22 protein-coding genes are annotated in these 19,192 nt (G+C 63.2%); 8 read left to right on the top strand and 14 right to left on the bottom strand.

The genetic code is table 11. From position 1 onward, the window contains the following. Window positions 1-294 precede the first annotated feature (294 nt). From puuD to ACR65N_RS09690, 4 genes are read left to right on the top strand one after another with little or no spacing between them, the layout of a single operon-like run. Window positions 295-1,536, top strand: coding sequence for a urate hydroxylase PuuD (puuD, locus tag ACR65N_RS09705; protein WP_440456837.1), 1,242 nt, complete (start codon window positions 295-297; stop codon window positions 1,534-1,536). Then, window positions 1,536-2,864, top strand: coding sequence for a guanine deaminase (gene guaD, locus ACR65N_RS09700; RefSeq protein WP_440456836.1), 1,329 nt, complete (start codon window positions 1,536-1,538; stop codon window positions 2,862-2,864). Before puuD ends, guaD begins: the two co-directional genes overlap by 1 nt. Before the next feature lie 8 nt (window positions 2,865-2,872). Further along, the gene (locus tag ACR65N_RS09695) at window positions 2,873-3,193 is read left to right on the top strand and encodes a type II toxin-antitoxin system HigB family toxin (protein WP_440456835.1); all 321 of its coding nucleotides are present in this window, start codon (window positions 2,873-2,875) and stop codon (window positions 3,191-3,193) included. Next, window positions 3,186-3,566: a helix-turn-helix domain-containing protein gene (locus tag ACR65N_RS09690; protein ID WP_430304272.1), complete on the top strand. Its 381-nt coding sequence runs from the start codon at window positions 3,186-3,188 to the stop codon at window positions 3,564-3,566. The genes ACR65N_RS09695 and ACR65N_RS09690 overlap by 8 nt, the downstream gene beginning before the upstream one ends. Here the strand turns inward: ACR65N_RS09690 and ACR65N_RS09685 are convergent, their stop codons facing one another. Further along, window positions 3,567-4,370: an SDR family oxidoreductase gene (locus tag ACR65N_RS09685; protein WP_440456834.1), complete on the bottom strand. Its 804-nt coding sequence runs from the start codon at window positions 4,368-4,370 to the stop codon at window positions 3,567-3,569. Beyond that, complete coding sequence (locus ACR65N_RS09680; RefSeq protein WP_440456833.1) at window positions 4,370-4,696, bottom strand: nuclear transport factor 2 family protein; 327 nt, start codon at window positions 4,694-4,696, stop codon at window positions 4,370-4,372. Before ACR65N_RS09680 ends, ACR65N_RS09685 begins: the two co-directional genes overlap by 1 nt. A gap of 146 nt (window positions 4,697-4,842) precedes the next feature. On the opposite strand from ACR65N_RS09680, the gene ACR65N_RS09675 reads away from it, so the two are divergent. Beyond that, on the top strand, window positions 4,843-5,166 hold the full coding sequence (locus ACR65N_RS09675; RefSeq protein WP_440456832.1) for a winged helix-turn-helix transcriptional regulator: 324 nt from the start codon (window positions 4,843-4,845) through the stop codon (window positions 5,164-5,166). Window positions 5,167-5,253: 87 nt separating this feature from the next. Then, entirely contained in the window at window positions 5,254-6,399 is a 1,146-nt protein-coding gene (locus tag ACR65N_RS09670; RefSeq protein WP_430304275.1) for an alpha-hydroxy acid oxidase, read from the top strand. A gap of 15 nt (window positions 6,400-6,414) precedes the next feature. On the opposite strand, the gene ACR65N_RS09665 is transcribed toward ACR65N_RS09670, so the two are convergent. The 11 genes from ACR65N_RS09665 to ACR65N_RS09615 form a co-directional block, all read right to left on the bottom strand. Continuing rightward, window positions 6,415-7,077: a hypothetical protein gene (locus ACR65N_RS09665; protein WP_440456831.1), complete on the bottom strand. Its 663-nt coding sequence runs from the start codon at window positions 7,075-7,077 to the stop codon at window positions 6,415-6,417. A 156-nt stretch (window positions 7,078-7,233) separates the two neighbouring features. Next, window positions 7,234-7,980, bottom strand: coding sequence for a metallophosphoesterase family protein (locus tag ACR65N_RS09660; protein WP_440456830.1), 747 nt, complete (start codon window positions 7,978-7,980; stop codon window positions 7,234-7,236). A 4-nt stretch (window positions 7,981-7,984) separates the two neighbouring features. Then, the gene (uraH, locus tag ACR65N_RS09655; protein WP_440456829.1) at window positions 7,985-8,341 is read right to left on the bottom strand and encodes a hydroxyisourate hydrolase; all 357 of its coding nucleotides are present in this window, start codon (window positions 8,339-8,341) and stop codon (window positions 7,985-7,987) included. An 11-nt stretch (window positions 8,342-8,352) separates the two neighbouring features. Then, window positions 8,353-8,853, bottom strand: coding sequence for an ureidoglycolate lyase (locus ACR65N_RS09650; RefSeq protein WP_440456828.1), 501 nt, complete (start codon window positions 8,851-8,853; stop codon window positions 8,353-8,355). Window positions 8,854-8,860: 7 nt separating this feature from the next. Then, window positions 8,861-9,223, bottom strand: a complete 363-nt coding sequence (locus ACR65N_RS09645; RefSeq protein WP_440456827.1) for a HepT-like ribonuclease domain-containing protein — start codon at window positions 9,221-9,223, stop codon at window positions 8,861-8,863. Beyond that, a complete protein-coding gene (locus ACR65N_RS09640; protein ID WP_440457308.1) occupies window positions 9,220-9,513 on the bottom strand; it encodes a nucleotidyltransferase family protein in 294 nt (97 codons plus the stop codon). The genes ACR65N_RS09645 and ACR65N_RS09640 overlap by 4 nt, the downstream gene beginning before the upstream one ends. Before the next feature lie 56 nt (window positions 9,514-9,569). Continuing rightward, window positions 9,570-10,067 carry a 2-oxo-4-hydroxy-4-carboxy-5-ureidoimidazoline decarboxylase gene (uraD, locus tag ACR65N_RS09635; RefSeq protein WP_440456826.1) on the bottom strand — a complete coding sequence of 166 codons (498 nt, stop codon included), beginning with the start codon at window positions 10,065-10,067 and terminating at the stop codon, window positions 9,570-9,572. A 10-nt stretch (window positions 10,068-10,077) separates the two neighbouring features. Beyond that, the gene (locus tag ACR65N_RS09630; protein ID WP_440456825.1) at window positions 10,078-10,806 is read right to left on the bottom strand and encodes a hypothetical protein; all 729 of its coding nucleotides are present in this window, start codon (window positions 10,804-10,806) and stop codon (window positions 10,078-10,080) included. Further along, on the bottom strand, window positions 10,778-11,701 hold the full coding sequence (puuE, locus tag ACR65N_RS09625) for an allantoinase PuuE (RefSeq protein WP_440456824.1): 924 nt from the start codon (window positions 11,699-11,701) through the stop codon (window positions 10,778-10,780). The genes ACR65N_RS09630 and puuE overlap by 29 nt, the downstream gene beginning before the upstream one ends. A gap of 97 nt (window positions 11,702-11,798) precedes the next feature. Further along, entirely contained in the window at window positions 11,799-12,506 is a 708-nt protein-coding gene (locus tag ACR65N_RS09620; RefSeq protein WP_430304284.1) for a DUF1045 domain-containing protein, read from the bottom strand. Window positions 12,507-12,602: 96 nt separating this feature from the next. Further along, window positions 12,603-13,817, bottom strand: a complete 1,215-nt coding sequence (locus ACR65N_RS09615) for an NAD(P)/FAD-dependent oxidoreductase (RefSeq protein WP_440456823.1) — start codon at window positions 13,815-13,817, stop codon at window positions 12,603-12,605. On the opposite strand from ACR65N_RS09615, the gene mnmC2 reads away from it, so the two are divergent. Beyond that, entirely contained in the window at window positions 13,816-14,538 is a 723-nt protein-coding gene (mnmC2, locus tag ACR65N_RS09610; protein WP_440456822.1) for a tRNA (5-methylaminomethyl-2-thiouridine)(34)-methyltransferase MnmC2, read from the top strand. The two genes, ACR65N_RS09615 and mnmC2, sit on opposite strands and share 2 nt — an antisense overlap. On the opposite strand, the gene ACR65N_RS09605 is transcribed toward mnmC2, so the two are convergent. Next, on the bottom strand, window positions 14,527-18,174 hold the full coding sequence (locus ACR65N_RS09605; protein WP_440456821.1) for a response regulator: 3,648 nt from the start codon (window positions 18,172-18,174) through the stop codon (window positions 14,527-14,529). The two genes, mnmC2 and ACR65N_RS09605, sit on opposite strands and share 12 nt — an antisense overlap. A 15-nt stretch (window positions 18,175-18,189) precedes the next feature. On the opposite strand from ACR65N_RS09605, the gene ACR65N_RS09600 reads away from it, so the two are divergent. Then, a complete protein-coding gene (locus ACR65N_RS09600; RefSeq protein WP_440456820.1) occupies window positions 18,190-18,873 on the top strand; it encodes a hypothetical protein in 684 nt (227 codons plus the stop codon). Window positions 18,874-19,192: the final 319 nt, after the last annotated feature.

Genomic DNA, 19,192 nt, shown 5'->3' with positions numbered 1-19,192 from the left:
CTATCCATGCGCTGGATGCCGGGCTGACCCGTTCGCTATCGCGGCGCACAATTCAGGGTGGCTGAGACCACCCGGCTGCAACAGCCCGTCCGGGCCCAAGTTCCAAGCCCGCGCTCGCGGACGGTATGAAAACATCCCGCCGGACGCCGGCCGTCCCGTGGCGGCTTGGGCTGTCGGGGACGAAGAGCCGTGCCGAAACGCCGGGAAGACCGCGATTCCACGTCACCGGCCCTTCCCTCGACCGCGAATCTTTTCCAGACTATGACGTCGGGGAACGAGTTGAGGGAAATCCGGATGTACGAATATGCCGTCGCCTGGGAATGGCTGAGCTTTGCCGCGCGCTGGCTGCACGTCATCACCGCCATCGCCTGGATCGGCTCGTCCTTCTATTTCATCGCGCTCGATCTCGGGCTGGTGAAGCGGCCGCATCTGCCGCCAGGCGCCTATGGCGAGGAGTGGCAGGTGCACGGCGGCGGCTTCTACCACATCCAGAAATACCTGGTGGCGCCGGCCCAGATGCCGGAGCACCTCACCTGGTTCAAGTGGGAAAGCTATGCCACCTGGCTGTCCGGCTTCCTGATGCTGGCGATCGTCTATTACGGCGGCGCCGACCTCTTCCTCATCGACCACGCCGGCATGGCCCTGCAGCCCTGGCAGGCCATCTGTCTGTCGCTCGCCTCGCTCGGCTTCGGCTGGATCGTCTATGACCTTCTCTGCAAGTCGCCGATCGGCAACAGCACCTGGGGGCTGATGGCGCTGCTCTACGTCGTGCTGGTGGCGATGGCCTGGGGCTACAGCCAAGTGTTTACCGGCCGTGCCGCCTTCCTGCACCTTGGCGCATTCACCGCCACCATCATGTCGGCAAACGTCTTCATGATCATCATTCCCAACCAGAAGATCGTCGTCGCCGACCTGATCGCCGGCCGCACCCCGGATCCGAAATACGGCCGCATCGCCAAGCAGCGCTCGCTGCACAACAACTACCTGACGCTCCCCGTCATCTTCTTCATGCTGTCCAACCACTATCCGCTGGCCTTCGGGACGCAGTTCAGCTGGGTGATTGCGGCACTGGTGTTCCTGATGGGCGTCACCATCCGCCACTGGTTCAACACCACCCACGCCCGCAAGGGGCGGCCGACCTGGACCTGGCTGGTGACGGTGATCCTGTTCATCGTCATCATCTGGCTGTCGACCGTGCCGAAAGTGCTGACCGGCGAGACCGACGTCGCGCTGTCACCCGTCCAGCAGCGGTTTGCCAGCGACGTGCATTTCGCCGCCGCTCGCGATGTCGTACAGGGCCGCTGCGCGATGTGTCATGCCGCCGAGCCGGTCTGGGAGGGGATCAGCTTTGCGCCGAAGGGGGTGCGTTTCGAGACGGATGCCGATATTGCCCGCCACGCCCACGAAATCTACATCCAGGCCGGCCGCAGCCACGCCATGCCGCCCGGCAACATCACAGCCATCACGCCCGAGGAGCGCAAGCTCCTGACGGCGTGGTACCAAAGCACCGTCGACGGCGCCGGAGCCACACGATAATGACGCCTCTTCTCCTGCGCGGCCGCCTTCTCTCGTTTCACCGGGCGCCTGCCAGTCTCACCGATACCGGCAGCTATCTCTACGAAGAAGACGGCGGCCTGCTGGTCGAGGATGGTCGGATCTCGGCGGTCGGTGCCTATGCCGAGGTGAAGGCCGGAGCGCCCGAGACGGTCGAGGAAGTCGATCACCGTCCGCATCTCATCCTGCCGGGCCTCATCGACACTCACGTGCACTTCCCGCAGATGCAGGTGATCGCCTCCTATGCCGCCAACCTCCTCGAATGGCTGAACACCTATACCTTTCCCGAGGAATGCCGGTTCGTCGAAAGCGCTCATGCCGCCCGCATCGCGACGCATTTCTACGACGAGTTCCTGCGTCACGGCACGACCACCGTCGCCGCCTACTGCTCGGTTCACAAGGCGTCGGCCGATGCCTTCTTCGCGGAAGCGACCCGCCGCAACATGCTGATGATTGGCGGCAAGGTGATGATGGACCGTCACGCGCCGCAGGGACTGCTCGACACGCCGCAGCTTGGCTATGACGAGACGCGCGCGGTGATCGAAGAGTGGCACGGCAAGGGTCGCAGCCACGTGGCCATCACCCCGCGCTTTGCCATCACCTCGACGCCGGAGCAGATGAGCGCTGTCCAGGCGCTGGCGCAGGAATATCCGGACCTGCATATCCAGACGCATCTCTCGGAAAATCACGAGGAGATCCGCTATACCTGCGAGCTCTTCCCCGAGGCCAGCGACTACACCGACATCTATGCCCGCTACGGATTGCTTGGCCGAAAGACGCTTCTCGGCCATGCAATTCATCTCTCGGAGCGCGAGACGGACGTGCTGTCGCAGACCGGTTCGGTTGCCGTCCACTGCCCGACCTCCAACCTGTTTCTAGGATCCGGCCTGTTTCCGCTAAAGGCGCTGGAGCGTCGCGAAAAGCCCGTGCGCATCGGCGTCGCGACCGATATCGGCGGCGGCTCCAGCTACTCGATGCTGAAGACGCTGGACGAAGCCTACAAGATCCAGCAATTGCTCGGCGAACGGCTGAACCCGCTCGACAGCTTCTACCGGATGACCCGCGGCAATGCCGAGGCGCTGTCGCTGGTCGATCGCATCGGCACGCTGGAACCCGGCACCGACGCCGATTTCCTCGTGCTCGATGCCGCGGCGACGCCGGCCATGCGCCTGCGGATGGAGACGGTAAAGACGCTGCCGGAGGAGCTCTTCCTGCTGCAGACGATGGGCGACGACCGCGCTGTGACCGAAACCTATGTGGCCGGCAGGCCGATGAAGAGCAATTTACTTGCACCCACTTTGGGAGCATAGTCTTTCCGATGAGGATCATCGCCCGTCGGACATTGAGGCAGTTCGCCGAAAGCCCCAAGGGCCAGAAAGGCGGGACTGCGTTGAAGACCGCGCTTGATGCTTGGTTTCACGAAGTCACCAGGGCGGAGTGGAGGTCGGGAGCCGACGTCAAGCAGCGATATGCCTATGCGAGCATCATCAACGCGGAGCGGATTGTCTTCAACATCAAGGGTAATGACTATCGTCTGATAGCAGCGGTTGATTTCGGGCGATCCCTCGTGTGGATCAAATGGATCGGCACACACCGCGACTATGATAGAATTGACGCAGCAACGGTGGATCATGTCTGACCTGAAGCCCATTCGGACAGAAGCTGACTATGAGGAAGCGATCGGCACGCTGAGCGCTCTCTGGGGTGCAGAGAGTGGCACGCCTGACGGAGACCGGCTGGATATCCTGGCGACTCTGATCGAGGCCTACGAGCTTGCCAACCACTCCGTCGATCTGCCCGATCCGATTGATGCCATCGCGTTTCGAATTGAACAGCAGGGCCTGACGCGCAGGGATCTGGAGCCGGTCCTCGGCAGCCGGGGGCGAGTGGCCGAGATCCTCAACCGCAAACGCCCGCTCACCCTGGGAATGATCCGCCGGCTGCACAGCGAACTGGGCATTCCGGCGGAAGTGCTCATACAGCCTGTTCGGCGGAACCGAGACGCCGCCTGATCACACTGTCGGGATCGTCCCGCCGTCGATGGTGACCTCGGTGCCGTGGATGGCAGCGGCTCGATCGGAGGCCAGGAAGGCCACGAGTTCGGCAATCTCCTCCGGCAATGCCGGCCGGCCGATCGGAATGCCGCCGAGCGCATCCATGATCGTCTGTCGGGCCGCCTCGGCGTCGATGCCGCCCGCCTCGGAGATGCGCGCCACCAGTGCCTGGGACGCCTCGGTCTGGATCCAGCCCGGCGCGACCGCCGTCACCCGCACGCCCTTCGGCCCGAGCTCCTTCGACAGCGCCTTGCTGTAGTTGGACAGCGCCGCCTTGGCCGCCGCGTAGCCGATCGTCGCATCGTGCAGCGGCAGGCGCCGCTGGATCGACGACACGTGAATGACGACGCCACGACCACGCTCGATCATCTGCGGCAGGAGCAGCCGGTCGAGGCGCACGGCGGGCATCAGGTTGAGGTTGAGTTCCTCCTGCCAGTGGTCGTCGGTCAGGGCGGCAAAGCCGCCGCCCGGCGATCGTGAGCCGCCCAGCGTGTGGACGAGGATGTCTACACCGCTCCAGGCCTCCAGCACGGCCTTGGCGAGTGCGGGAGCGCCATCCGGCTGCGACAGGTCGGCCTGGACATAGACATCGGTCGCGAGGTCATCCGGCCGCGATGACCGGGCGGCCGCCGCGGTCATCGCGCCCGCTGCAGCAAAGCGGCGCAGGATCGCAGCACCTGCACCCTTGGTGCCGCCGGTGATCAGCACCCGCTTGCCCGCATATTCACCCGGGATGATGGGAAATGTTGGTGCCATGCTCATCAGCCGATCTCCAGCGCAGATATCTGACCGTCGGCAAGCGCGAAGCGGAAGCCGAGGGTGGCGGGACTGCCGGGGAAGTTGCCGCTGACGAGCCCCGAAACGGCGAAGCGATCGGCTGTCTGTTCGACGTTCTGCACCTGCACGGTAACCCGGTATTTGGCGGTCGTCTCCTCCATCCACGCGCGGGTCTCGGCCCGTCCCTTCATCTGCTTTCCCTCGTCCCGGACGATGGCAGTCTCGGCAAACGGGCGGAGCATCGCGTCGATATCATGTGAATTCTTGGCAGCGAAATAGGCTGCCAGTGCTTCAGGCAATGGCTGTGTCATCTCTGTCCTCTTAGACTTTGTAGGACGGGGCGCCGCCGTCCGGGAGCAATCGCGTTGCCTGGGGAACAAGATGCGGATAGGTTGATCCGATGACAAGTACGCACGAAAAAGTAGGGTACTTACCCCAACGTAAGGTCGCCGAGGAGATGACGCCTTCGTCCGCGGCAAAGGGCGTCGAAGCCGCCCTGCGCCTGATCGAAGGTCGCTGGAAACTGGTCATCCTTTTTCACCTCTTCGGCGGGCATGTGCTGCGCTTTTCCGACCTCGAGCGGGCGATCCCGGGGATCTCGCAAAAGATGCTGATCCAGCAGTTGCGACAGATGGAAGCCGACGGGATGGTGCGCCGGATCGTCCATCATCAGGTGCCGCCCAAGGTGGAGTACTGCCTGACCGACTGGGGCCAGTCTCTGTGCCCGGCGCTGGATTCGCTCCTGAAATGGACGGCGCGCAAGCCGGCGACCGCCTCCTGAAAAACGCCTTTGCACGGGCAGGATTCTGCTCGCGATCAGGCTCGGATATGCTAATTCTCCGGTAGCTACCGGAGGAAGTTTCAACACATGTCCCAGCCGCTGACGATCGCCGATCTCAAATCGCTTGCCCGCCGGCGCGTGCCGAAGATGTTCTTCGATTATGCCGACAGCGGCTCGTGGACGGAAAGCACCTACCGGGCGAACGAGACGGATTTTGCGGCGATCAAGCTGCGCCAGCGGGTGCTGGTCGACATGACCGAGCGATCGCTGAAGAGCACGATGATCGGCGAGACCGTGGCCATGCCCGTCGCCCTGGCGCCGACCGGCATGACCGGCATGCAGCATGCCGACGGCGAGATGCTGGCGGCGAAGGCCGCGGAAGAATTCGGCGTCCCCTTCACTCTCTCGACGATGAGCATCTGCTCCATTGAGGATGTCGCATCGGTCACCTCCAGGCCCTTCTGGTTCCAGCTCTACGTGATGCGTGACCGTGCCTTCGTCGAAAGCCTGATCGAACGGGCCCGCAAGGCCAACTGCTCGGCGCTGGTGGTCACCGCCGACCTGCAGATCCTCGGCCAGCGCCACAAGGATTTACGCAACGGTCTCTCGGCACCGCCAAAGTTCACACCCAAGCACGTCTGGCAGATGGCGACGCGGCCGAAATGGTGCCTCGACATGGCACGCACGCAGCGTCGCGGCTTTGGCAACATCGTCGGTCATGCATCGAACGTGTCCGACCTCTCGTCGCTCGGCGCCTGGACCGCGGAACAGTTCGATCCGCGCCTGTCGTGGAAGGATGTGGAATGGATCAAGGAGCGCTGGAAGGGCAAGCTGATCATCAAGGGCATTCTTGACGAGGAGGACGCGCGGGCGGCAGCCGATACCGGCGCCGATGCGATCATCGTCTCCAACCATGGTGGTCGGCAGCTGGACGGAGCGCCGTCGGCGATCAGCATGCTGCCACGTATCGTCGATGCGGTCGGCGACAGGATCGAGGTTCATGTTGATGGCGGTATCCGCTCGGGCCAGGACGTATTGAAAGCGGTAGCGCTCGGTGCCCGCGGCACCTATATCGGCCGGCCCTTCCTCTACGGGCTGGGTGCGATGGGCAAGCCCGGCGTCGAACTGGCGCTGTCGATCATCGCCAAGGAGATGGACATCACCATGGCGCTCTGCGGCAAGCGCGACATCCAGACCGTCGACCGCAACATCATCGCCCACAACCCCTATTGAGCGGCAGCGGCTGCATCAGCCAGTCGTCGCCTCCGGTAGCCGGGAACTGTCGATGACGTAGCTGATGACGCCGTCTTCGCGGATCTGCCGGAAAAGCAGATAATATTCCGGGAATGTCCCGCCTTCGACCGCGTCCCGGCTGTCACCCCAGAGCGCGTCCACATGCGGCTCGGCGAGGTCGGCGGTGAACAGCTGCGGGCCATCGGCACCAACCAGCGTATAGGCGGCATCGGTCGGCATGCGCGCCAGGAAGGTGGCGGCCGGTTCCGCCTGCATGTAGCCGGAAAGCTCCAGCATCCGCGTCTGCGTATGGCTAAAGGCCTGGTGGTTGCGCGAGGTGCTGTTGTGCCAGGAGCACAGCGGCATCAGGTAGCAGCTCTGACCGGTTACCACCTTGCCGTGGCTGTTCGTCGTCATGTGGCCACCGACATCGAAGCCTGGATGCGATGAGGCGACGGTCGGCAGAGGGGCCGTCACGTAGCAGTTGCCGTTGATGCCGCTGTTCACCAGCAACTGCTTCCAGGTCACGCCGCCGATCTTCGGATCGTAGGTACTGCCGTCAACGTTGTAGAGCGTGCCGGCATAGGTGACGACCGTTGCCGAGGTCGACTGCAGTCTGATGTTGCCGTAGCGCTGCGCGAATTCCATCAGGGCGTCGGCGGCCGATCTGTCGAGCATGATCCGATCCTCTGCGTATCCGGCGCTCTACCGCCGGAATAACCTATGGTTGTCTAGATACAGAGATACGCGCAAGAGATTACAGGCACAAGCGTAAGTTGATTGTCTCGGGCGCTGTTGGCCTCGATGACCCCGCCGATCGGTGCCGGGATGGTTTTAGCCGAGCCAGCCTGTCGCCAGACCTGCCGCCCATTCCGGCCGTCCCCGTTCTGCGGCAAGACGCGACTGGCTCATGTGGTCGTACGGCACCAGCCGGAAGGTCACCGTCCAGTCCGTGCCAGTCGTTTCGAGGATGGCATAGGTGGCCAGCGGCGTGCCTGCCTCGACCCGGTGAGGGACAGGCTGGTCGTCTTCATAGGCCGGGCAGCCGACACTACCGGGATTGACGATCAGCCGGCCGTCGGAGAGGCGCACCGCACGCGGCAGATGCGTGTGACCGCAGAGGATGAGTGACTGCGTCACGCCCTGCGCAAGACCTTCGACCTCCGCTAGCGGCCTCTGATGGACCACACCCTCCGGCGTCACGGCCTCCAGCCAGTAGACTGTATCGCTGCCGGGCGTCGCATGGCAGAGATAGACGTCCTCATGCCATACGGTCGACACCGGCAGGGTTTTGAGCCACGCCAGATGTTCGGGGGACAATTGATCGTAGGCCGCGGCATCCGTCACATGCATTCCCGCGCGATCCTGCTCAACGAGGTAGCGATCGTGGTTGCCGCGCACCGTGACGAGGTCGAGAGACATCAGCAGCTCGGCAGTCCGCGCCGCGTCCAGCGGCCCGGAAAAACAGTCTCCGAGATTGACGATGGCATTGGTGGGGATGCCCTGGGCACCGATGTCGAGAAGCACCGCATCCAGCGCTTCGCAGTTGCCGTGGATGTCGGCGATCGCCGCAAACCGCATCGCCTCAACTCCCACGATAGGTGGAGTAGCCGTAGGGCGAAATCAGCAGCGGCACGTGGTAGTGCGCGGCTTCGTCGGCAATGCCGAAGCGGATCGGGATGACGTCGAGGAAAGCCGGCTCCGGCAGGTCGGCACCGCTGCGGCGAAGATAGTCGCCGGCGTGGAAAACCAGCTCATAGGTGCCGGTCCTGAAGCTGTTCCCGATCAGCAGCGGCCCGCCGTCCACACGGCCGTCGCCATTGGTGATCACCGATTTGATCTGCGTCCGACTGTTTCCGTCGAGCCGGAACAGATCGATGACGAGACCTTCCGCCGGGCAGCCGCACGCCGTGTCGAGAACATGGGTAGTCAATCCGGTCATGGGGTGCTCGCTCAAAGGGAAGGCTGGTGGATCAGGAATGGCTGGTCGAAGAAGAACTCTTCCAGATTGTTGCCTGGCCCGTCACGATCGACAACCAGAAAATCGCTCGCTTCGGCGAGCGTCATCAGCGGATGATGCCAGACGTTGCGGCGGTAGTTGACGCCCTGGTCGCCGCGCGCCAGAAACGCCTGCGGTTCGCCGGGTCGACCGCCTTCGTCTGCCGACACGATCACCAGATAGGGTCGCCCGGAGAGCGGCGAGAAGCTCTGGCTGCCGAAGGGATGGCGCTCCATCATCGTCAGCTCGTAGGGAAAGCGGCGCGGCTGCCCGCGAAAGATGTTGAGGATGACGCGGACGCCCTCGCCCTCTGCTTCAGCCCGTGCCAGCGCGTGAAACCGTTGCGTATTGCCGCCATTGATCAGCTTCATGGTCGACGGATCCGCTTCGAGAACCTCGCCGAACGGAAGGAACGCGTCCCGTGTCAGCGGGCGGATTGTCAGGGTCTGGGGCATGTCGGGATCATTCACCTTGGGCGCGGATCTGGCGCAGCATGCGCAGTTGCGAGAGGAGCTGAGGAATGGAAATTGTGGCCGTCGTCCAGACCGTGTCGAGATTGATACTCAGATAGCCGTGGGCGATGCGATTGCGCATGCCGCGCATGTCGCTCCACGCCATCCCTGGATGGTCGGCGGCAAAATCCGGAAAGCGATCGATCAACTGCGATGCGGCCTCACCAATGATCAGCAGGTTCATACCGACGGCACGCTGCTTGAGCATATCCCGGAGGAACTCCTCCTTGCTGAGACCTGCCAGGAAAATCCCGACCTCTTCGCAGGCCTGTGCCATTTCATTGATATAAACTTCAAGGCGTTGACGCGTCATATCGGCAGCGCTTCCTGCAGAACCTGCCCGCGCATCGATACGGGAAAATCTCCAGGGGTCAGCAAATGCACCTCCGTCTCCGGCAGGGCATTTTGCAGATCGATCAGAAGTCCTCCAAGATCAAACAATGTCGTCTCTTCCAGCGTATCGACCAGGATGTCGAGATCGCTGTCGTCGCGATCCTCGCCGCGCGCGACGGACCCGAACACCCGCGGGTTGGTTGCCTTGCGGCTGGCCACGAGCCTGCGAATGGCCTCCCGGTTTTTCTCCAGCACTTCCGATGGCCGCATGGCGCAACTCCTTCGCGCCCACCATAGGCGATGTGGTAAACCGGGCAAGCCGATCTTCACGTCGACGGCAGCAGGTCCTCGAGCCTGAGCAGGGCGATCTTTTCCACCTGTTCGCAGGCTGTCGCGAACTCGTCGTCCCGGCTGTTGCCGATGCGTGTTTCGAACGCAGCCAGGATATCGTCCTTGCCAAGCCCGCGGACGGCGATGATGAACGGGAAACCGAACTTCTCCAAATAGGCGCTGTTGAGGTCGGTGAAGCGCTGATGTTCTTCCGGTGACAGCCGGTCGAGCCCGGCGCCGGCCTGCTCGCGGGCGCTGTCTTCGGTGAGTTCGCCGGCAATCGCCAGCCTGCCCGCCAGATCGGGATGCGCCCGCAGGACGCCGAGCTTCTCCTCGTCGCTCGCAACCCGGAAAGCGGCGACGAGACCGGCATGGACCCGGTCGACATTGAGATGCTCGCCGCGCACCAGATCGTCGTCATAGGCGCGCTCGGCAATGAAAGGCGAGTGTTCGAAGACGCCGCCGAAGCGGTCGACGAATTCAGTTCGGTTCATCTCAAGATCCTCAAAATAACTCAGATAAGATCGCGTGGTCTACCCACAGGCGGTATTCCTCGGAGGCATTACTTATGGCATCCTCTATACTCTCGCGAGAAAGGTCAAAATCATCTGGAATCGAAAATCTGATCTCACGCTTTAGTAAAGCTTCCACGATGTAGAAATACCCCTCACTGTGATCCTCGTGAAATTCTATGGCGCTCAAGCCGAAATGTTTTTTGAGCAGAGGATCAACATTGTTGTATAGGAAATTCAAGCTTAGCCGGCGCGCAGCCACCCCAAAATTCTCAAATCCTCCGGGGTGATAAAAATGCTGAACAGCATTCCTGATTTTGCGCATTTCAGTGAAGCTGTTGGGATCTGGCAATCGTTCTTTGAGGACCGCCCACATGACCTTGGGTAGGTTATGAAAGTCATGGGTCTTCGCACGCTGAATGATCCGCTCAATATCCAAGTCTTCGCTGTTAGCATCATCCAGATCGAATACGTTTTGGAAAATCAGAAGCGGATGCACTTTGGCTATGGCCGCTTTCATAACCAATTCGCCCGCTTGAGCAGCATTGAGAACCGATACGTTTCCCCAATGTTCATTTCCAGGATCAAGGAAAATTGCATGCATATTCGCCTGAGCAATCGCGCATTTGGCGTTCTCCAGGATCCGATAAGGAATCTCATCAAATATCGCGTGCATAGGCAATCCGCGCAGTTCAGATACTGTCCGGTTTGTGGTGCTCATGCCAGTGGCGGGCGATCTCGATGCGTTTCGGGATCCACACCTTGTCGTGACCGAGCACGTATTCCATGAAGCGCTTCAGCGCGGCGATGCGACCGGGACGACCGACGAGACGGCAATGCAGGCCGACGGACATCATCTTCGGCGCTCCCTCCAGGCCTTCCTGGTAGAGTGTATCGAACGTGTCCTTCAGGTAAGTATAGAACTGGTCGCCGGCATTGAAACCCTGCGGCGTTGCAAAACGCATGTCGTTGGCGTCCAGCGTATAGGGAATGATGAGGAACGGTCTGCCGCCAACACCGTCCACCCAGTATGGCAGGTCGTCGGCGTAGCTGTCGGACGAATAGAGGAAGCCGCCCTCCTCCTGCACCAGCCGCAGCGTGTTGATCGACGGCTTTCCCTGGTACATGCCGTAGGGGCGCTCGCCGGCGATTTCCGTATGCAGACGTACCGCATCCAGGATGTGCTGGCGTTCCAGGTCCTCGGAGTAGTCCTTGTATTCGTGCCAGCGATAGCCGTGGCTGGCGATCTCCCAGCCGGCCTCTTTCATCGCCGCCACCGCATCCGGGTTGCGGATCATCGCCAGCGTCACGCCGTAAACGGTCGCCGGCACGCTGAGGCTGGTGAACAGCCGGCGCAGGCGCCAGAAGCCGGCGCGCGAGCCGTATTCGTAGATGCTTTCCATGTTGAGGTTGCGCTGGCCCGGCCAGGCGGCGGCACCGACGATTTCCGAAAGCAGGTTTTCCGACGCCGGGTCACCATCGAGAATGGAGCTCTCACCACCCTCCTCGTAGTTGATGACGAACTGCACGGCGACACGCGCGCCCCCCGGCCACTGCGGGTCGGGAATGTTGCGTCCATAGCCGACGAGGTTGCGGGGATAGGGTTCAGCCACCATCGAAAATCACCTTCCGGAACAGAGGCCTGACGGTAGCATCGCCGAACCAAATGTCGAGACGGATTGGTGCGCCGCAAACAGCTTCGTCGGCGAGACCTCAGGCGATCCGACGTGCGGAGACGCGGCCGAGCGGATGCAGCGAATGGACGACAAACGGCGCACCCGGCTCCGCTTCGACGAACAGTGCGACATTCGTCACCTCCAGCGTCCGATCGAGCAAAGGCTCGAAGAAGCGCCGCATGACCTGCTCGAAGCGCTCCATCTGCTGCGGCCCAACGGTGCCGGTCATCGTCATGTGGAAGCGGAACTCGTCCATCACATGCGGGTGACCCCAGCGGCAGAGGTTGGAGAACTGCGAGGCCGACAGATGGTCCGGGTCGGCGCGCTCGAGCTCCGCCTCCGTGAGCGGCGCGCGGAACACGTCGAACTGCTGAACTACGGCACCGGCCAGCAGGTGGAGCTCCTCGCACGGGCCGGCCGGCACCAGCGCGAAGCGGTTCCCCATCCGGGCGATCTCCAGCTTTGGCAACCGCAGCGGCTGCTGCTGGCCGGCGAAATGCATCAGCTGGCGCAGCATCATCGGCTCGCTCATCCCGTCGGCCAACCGGAACGGCGGCTTCAGCGTGCCGTGAAAACCGTAGCGTCTCGGGAGAGCCGTGTTGAAGGCGATCTCGTGCAGGTCGAGCCCGCGGATCGCCGGCAGGTCCATTGCATCGCCGGAAAAGGCGTTTCGGCCGAGCCACTGCGAGGCGGCGACCGTCAGCGGATCGCTGGCCGGCGGCGTGAAATTGATGGCGTAACGCATCCTGCACCTCCCTGGGCCGGCATCTCGCGCCATGCTGCGACACGCCTCGTTTGCCGAGGATCTAGGTGATTTGCATGACAGATTGACGACACGGAATCAGGGTTTTGGACTGGCCGACGCAACCTCCAGGTGGTGCTGCAGCGAGAACGACGACGGCAGATCCGTAGGCTTTCCCGACAATTGGGCGAGCGCCGCATCGGCAAGCCGGTGGGCGATGCCGAAACTGACCTTGAAGCCGCCGGTCAACGCCAGGATCCGCGGCGCATCCGGATGTGCACCGACCATGGGATCACGGTCGATCGCCTTTGGCCGCAGCCCCGCCCAGCGTTCGACGACCGGCGCATCGGTGAGCGATGGCGAGAGGTCGCGCGCCCGTTCGATCAGCCGGTCCAGCTTGCCATCGGTAGCCATAGGGTCGTCGAACTCCTCCTCGCTGGTGCTGCCGATCGCCACATGCCCGTCCTCGTGGGCCACGATGTAGAGGCCGTTCAGAAAAATCACCGGCAGCGAGGGATCGAGACCATCGGCACGCAGCAGCGCCGCCTGCCCCTTCACCGCACGGCCGAGTGGCCGCGATAGCTTGCCGCCAAAGCCTGACAGGAGCTCGAAGGAGTGCGGTCCGGCTGCGACGATACAGTGGCCGAACGCGACTGACCGGCCGTCGGACAGTCGAGCGGCGGTGGGATCCAGACGGGAGACACCGGTTCCGCTGACGCGCCGGACAGTGGCGGTCTGGTCGATGGCGGCGGTCAGCGCGGCGACGAGGCTTCGCGGCGCGACCCGGGCGGCAAGACGGTCTTCGACAACGCCCGCGGCAGCCGCACCCGGCGACAGCCAGCCCGGCATAGGCGACTGGTCATGGACTTGCCAGCCGAAACGTCGCTCGCCGACCGTCCAGTTCTGCGCCGCATCGGCCGCGTGGCCCTCGGCGATCGGCCGCAGATGCGGCTTGGGCAGGGGGATCAGCCGCCCGCAGCGGCGATAGCCGCAGGAGATGCCGGTATCGCCTTCCAGCCGTTCGATCTCGTCTTCCAGCGCAACGAGCGCCTCGAACTGGAACTGCTTCTTGTCGGTCCAGCGGTCGGGCATATGCGCCATCAGCGCCCCGAGGATGCCGCCGCTCGCGCCAAAGCCGGGGCGCTCCGCCTCGACCAGAAGCGTCTCTATGCCCATGCGTCCGGCCTTCAGCGCCGCCCAAAGCCCCATGACGCCCGCGCCAACGATCAACAGCTCGACGGTTGGCGGAAGATCGCCTGATTGACCGGGCGCCGAGACGGGACTATCGGCTTGCCCCGAGGAGAAGTGAGCCATGACGGAACCCGATGCGAACGTGAAGGGAAGCGGCGACGCGCTTGAGTGGCGCGACGGCGATATGCCTTATTCCCCGGCCTTTGGCGATCACTTTTATTGCCAGACCGATGGGCGCCTGGAGTGCGGGCACGTGTTCCTGGCCGGCAATGACCTGCCTCGGCGGTTCATGCGATCCGGTCCGTTCCGCATCGGCGAACTGGGTTTCGGCACCGGCCTCAACTTCTGCGAAACCTGGCGCCAGTGGCAGGTGGCCTCGCCCAAGGACGCCAGGCTGCACTTCACGTCGTTCGAGGCTTACCCGATGCAGGCGCAAGACATCGATCGCGCCCTGTCACACTGGCCCGAGATCGACCGCGAGCGCCAGGCGCTGGTTGCCGCATGGCCGCAACGACCGGCCGGAACCATTGATCTGGATCTGGCGGAGAATGTCCGTCTGACCGTCGTCTGCGGTAAGGCCGAGACGACGGTGCCGCAGGCGGTGCCGTTCGACGCCTGGTTCCTCGACGGCTTTGCACCGTCGCGCAATCCCGACATGTGGTCGCATTTCCTGATGCAGGCCGTCTTCGACAAGACGGTCGAGGGCGGCAGCTTTGCCACCTACGCGGCGGCAGGCTTCGTCCGCCGCAATCTTGAGGCAGCGGGATTTGCGGTCGAGCGGGCTCCGGGCTTTGCCGGAAAGCGCGAAATGCTGCGCGGCCTCAGGCCCATATCAGCCGCGTGAAGCCTCTGCCGGACGCCGCTGCCGCCGCCACTGGCCGATCTTTGCCTCCAGCAGCTCGGGGCTGATCGGCTTCGACAGGTAGTCGTCCATTCCAGCTGCCAGGCAGAGATCGCGATCGGCCTCCAGCGCGTGCGCCGTGACCCCGACGATCGGCACGTGGCCGCCTTCCTGCATCTCGATCTCGCGGATCCGGCGGGCGGCCTGATGACCGTTCATCACCGGCATCGACACATCCATGAGGATCATCCCGGGTTTCTGCTCACGCCACGCCTCGACGGCGAGCGCACCGTTGGCGACGATTCGAAACTTCAGCCCCGTCGCCTGGAGGATCTGCGTGAAGACGATCTGGTTGACCTCGTTGTCCTCCGCCACCAGCACGTCGAGCCCCGGCTCGGCGCTAGTATGGACGAGCGTCAGGATCGGGTGCGGCGACGCTGCGGGCAGCGCAGGCGGTCCCTCCACGCCGGCTTGCCGGTTGCGCCGTTGCGCGCGACCCGTGCGGATGACGTCGGACAGCGTCGAGCGCAGCAGGTGCGCCCGCGCCGGCTTCATCAGATGCGCGTCGATGTTGAGAAGCTGGAAGGAGGCATTGGTGCTTGCCGTATCCATGGAGGTGAGGAACAGGATCGGCACCGCGCACATCAGCGGATCGCTGCGGATCAGCTGTGCCACGGCAAGCCCGTTCATGTCCGGCATCTGGTAGTCGAGGATCAGCGCATCGATGGCGATACCCATGCCGGCCGCCCCGCGGAGAACCTCGATGCCCTCGCGGCCGCTCTCGACGGCAACGCAGTCGAAGCCCCAGATCGTCAGCTGTTCGATGAGGATCTTGCGGTTGATCTCGTTGTCGTCGATCACCAGCACCCGGGCGTTCCGAACGCTCTGCGGGACCGCCTCGTTCAGCCGGCGCTCGCTCGCGATGGTGAAGGGCATGCGCACGGTGAACACCGAGCCGGCGCCCGGCTCGCTGTCGACTGCGATCGAGCCGCCGAACAGCTCGATCAATCCATGGGTGATGGCGAGCCCCAGCCCGGTACCTTCGTGACGTCGGGTAGACGAGCCGTCGACCTGCGAGAACTTGTCGAAAATCGTGTCCAGCTGGTCGGCCGGAATGCCGATGCCGGTATCCTCGATCCGCACCGACAGCTGCATCGTCTCGTCGGACTGCAGCTCCGACTGGATATCGATGAGGATGTGCCCCTGCTCGGTGAACTTGATGGCATTGCCGATGAGATTGGTGATCACCTGCCGGAACCGTCCGGCATCACCCAGCACGGTATGATGGAGGGCAGCACCCCGCACGATGAGCTCGATATCCTTTTCCGCGGCAGACGACGACAGCAGCGTCGCCACGTCCTCGATCGCGTCCACCGGATCGAAGGGGGCGTTGCGCAGGCTCATCTGCCCGGCCTCGATTTTCGAGGAATCAAGGATGTCGTTGATGATCGTCAGCAGCGCGGTGCCGGACTTGACGATGATGTCGGTAAACGTCTTCTGCCGGGTATCGAGGTTGGACTTTGACAGCAGCTCGGCCATTCCCAGGACGCCGTTCATCGGCGTGCGGATCTCGTGGCTCATATTGGCGAGGAATTCCGACTTCGCCCGGTCGGCGGAGTGGGCCCGCTGCAGCAGGCGCTGCAATTCCTGTTCGCGCTGCTTGGTCTCGGTAACGTCGCTTGCCACCACCAGCCAGTTGCCGTTGCCGCTGAGGTTGATCTCGAGATCGATCCAGCGCTCGCCGCCGATGTGGAACGAAGCGGTGATGGCCCCCGTCTCGGCCTGCCGGCGCCAGCCGGCGAGCATCTCGGCAGCCTCCTCCGGCGTCCCGAAGTCACCGCGCGCCATCATGTAGTCGAATGCCGCATGCCACGTGCGGCCGACCTGCAGGAGCTCGGCCGGCACCTGCAGCACGCTCGGCATCGCCGCGTTGAGGAAGGCGAGGTTGGTGTCGCGCAGGATCAGCAGGCCCTGCGACATGACGCTGGTCGCATCCTGCATCATCACGCCGCGCTCATCGAGCGCTGCCCGCACCTCGCGCACCTCCTGCTCGCGCCTGCGCATCGTCGTCATGTCGACATAGCTGAGCAGCATCTTGCCATCGGCGAGGTGATCGCGCGACATCATGATCTGGCGGTTGGCGGGATGACTGATCTCGAACGGCGGGATTTCGCCGGCAGAGCGCAGCAGCGCAAGCCGTTCGTCGTAGAACCGGTCGAAATCGCGGTTCCGGTCGCCGTAGACATTGCGCTCGAAATTGTCCCGGACGAAGTCGCGGTAGGCGACGCCGACCCAGTTGCGACGGCTGCCCGCATTCAGCGACCACAGCTCGTCCAGTGTCGCGTTGACGTATTCGATGCGCATGTCGCTATCGATGATCGCAACGCCGACCGGTAGCGAGTTGAGGATAGCCTGCAATTCGTCATGCAGCTGTTCGGCGGTCTTCTGGGCGTCGCGCATGCGCGTCACGTCCGTGATCGAGCCGACGATGTAGGGTTCGCCGGCCGGCGTCGAGATCCGCCCGATCCTGGCGATGGCAGCGATCACGCTCTGGTCCGGCAGGATGATTTCCTCCGCCTTCTCCAAGGTGCCACCATCTTCGAGCAGGCTCGAGTTTTGCGCCCGGAACCGTTGCGCGCTGTTCGGGAACATCTCCTCCTCGGTCAAGCCGAGGATCTCCTCGCGCGGCCTGCCGGTCAACGTTTCAAAGGCGGCATTCGCATAGACCAGCCGGTGCTGGCTGTCGCGCAGGAAGACGCCGACAGGCAAATCCTCGAAAGCCGCGCGGAAGATTTCCGTCTCCTCGACCTTCTTCGCCAGCCGCATCTCCTGCACCTTGAATTCGGTGACGTCGAGGCGCAGCAGGATCAGCCAGCCATTCGCGAGGCGCTTGTTGACGCTGCGCAGCCAGCGGCCATCCGGCAGCGGCTCGGTTGCCTGCCATTGGTCGGCCCGCAGATGTTCCATCCGCTCGGCGATCCAGTCGCTGCGGGCGGCCGTGACCTGTGCGTCGATCCGATCCGGCCGAACGCGATGGTCGTAGACAGCGCAAAGGACGGTGCGGAGATCGAGCTGCAGCTGCAGTTCGACGCCCTGGGAGCGGTAGTAATCGGCAAACTCGTCGTTGAAGTAGAGCAGCTCGTCGTTTTCGCTGAAGATGCCGATGCCGGCTTCCAGCAGGTTGAGCGTGCTGCCGAGCATATCCAGGCTGACGCCGCCCCTGATCAGGTCTGTGACCGCAGACGATGCCGGTGCCTCTGCCTCGACCGGTTCGAAGACGGCGAACAGATAGGCCTGGTCATCATCCGACAGAAAGCGCTCGATTCGTACCTCGGCCTCCAGCCGGCCGGCCGCATCCATGCAACGGGCCGTCTCGTCCGTGCCGAACACCAGCGCGCGACGCTGCTTTTCCTGGAGATCCTCATCCTCTGCGAACCCGTGGAAGGCATGGCACGAATGGCCGGGGAACTGTTCGCGGCGGGCATCGCGAAGGCGGGCATAGGCATCGTTGACCGCCACGTAGCGCAGCGCGCCGTCCTTGATGAATGCGGGCAAGTCCAGGTCGTTGATCCGCTCGCAGGCTCGCTGCAGAAGTTCGCCGTCGTATTCCACCGCTACCTCCGGACCGCGGTTCGCCATGGAGAGGCAATTCGCGTGATGCTACAGGATCAATGCCATCGCACGGATATGGTTAACGGCTGGTTGCACTGCACCAGTGCAGCGCCGCCACCTGTTCCGGGATGGCCCAGTTTCGACAGTCGAGGCTCAGGCATACATCCGCCGCATTTCCGCTCGGTTTCTGCCCCAATCGGCCTCAGCGGCGGTGTCCCGGCTGAAAACACGCACAGAAACGGACTCCAAGATGAACAGCCGTTCAGCTTCATCCTGTTGTTTTTCCATCATTTTGCCCTCATCGAGGATGATCTTCTTGCTGTCCCCGAACAAATCCGCGGGAAAGGAAACAAGGCCATGACCTTCCTCAGAACATCCATCACCTCAGGGCTCGTTGCGCTGTCCCTCACCGGCGCTCTCGTTGCCACTGCCCCGGCAGCCGAAGCACGCGATCATCATCGTCATGATGACATCCTGGCGGGCGTAGCGGCAGGTCTTGCCGGCGGCCTGATAGGCGGGGCTATCGCCTCCCAGTCGCGCGGACCGGTCTACGACGACGGGCCGGTCTATGATGATGGTCCAGCCTATGACGTCCCGCCCCCGCCGCGCCATGCCATGTACGAGAGAAGCTATTACCGCCCTGCTCCGGCGCCGCGCTGCCATTACGAATGGCGCGACAATGGCTGGGGCGAAGCCTTTCGCGTCCGCGTCTGCCCGCAATACTGATCGTCTGGACGCCCCGCCTTCACCGCCCCGTCTGTCTGCTGAAGACAGGCAGGGCGCCTTCATTTCGGCACCGGCCCTTGACTTTTGGTGTGCGAAGCAGCAAATGCAGTCCAGCTTTCACCTTCCGGCCGCCGCGTGAGTTGGCCCCGCCTCAGTAAATGACCGCGAAGAAGGAATAAGGCGCAAAGATAGATCGCCCTGGCATTCAGGGTTTAAGCGCTGGAAAGTTTTTCCAACTTGCAAGTTCCCACTTCACGCGGGGTTCTTGACGCCAAAGGCAGACCGGACGGCATGGTGCTCGTTCGGCGGTACGCTCACG

The sequence above is a fragment of the Rhizobium sp. SAFR-030 genome (assembly GCF_059415005.1).
The sequence above is the reverse complement of the archived record's forward strand: the minus strand, read 5'-3'. Positions and strand labels throughout refer to the sequence as shown.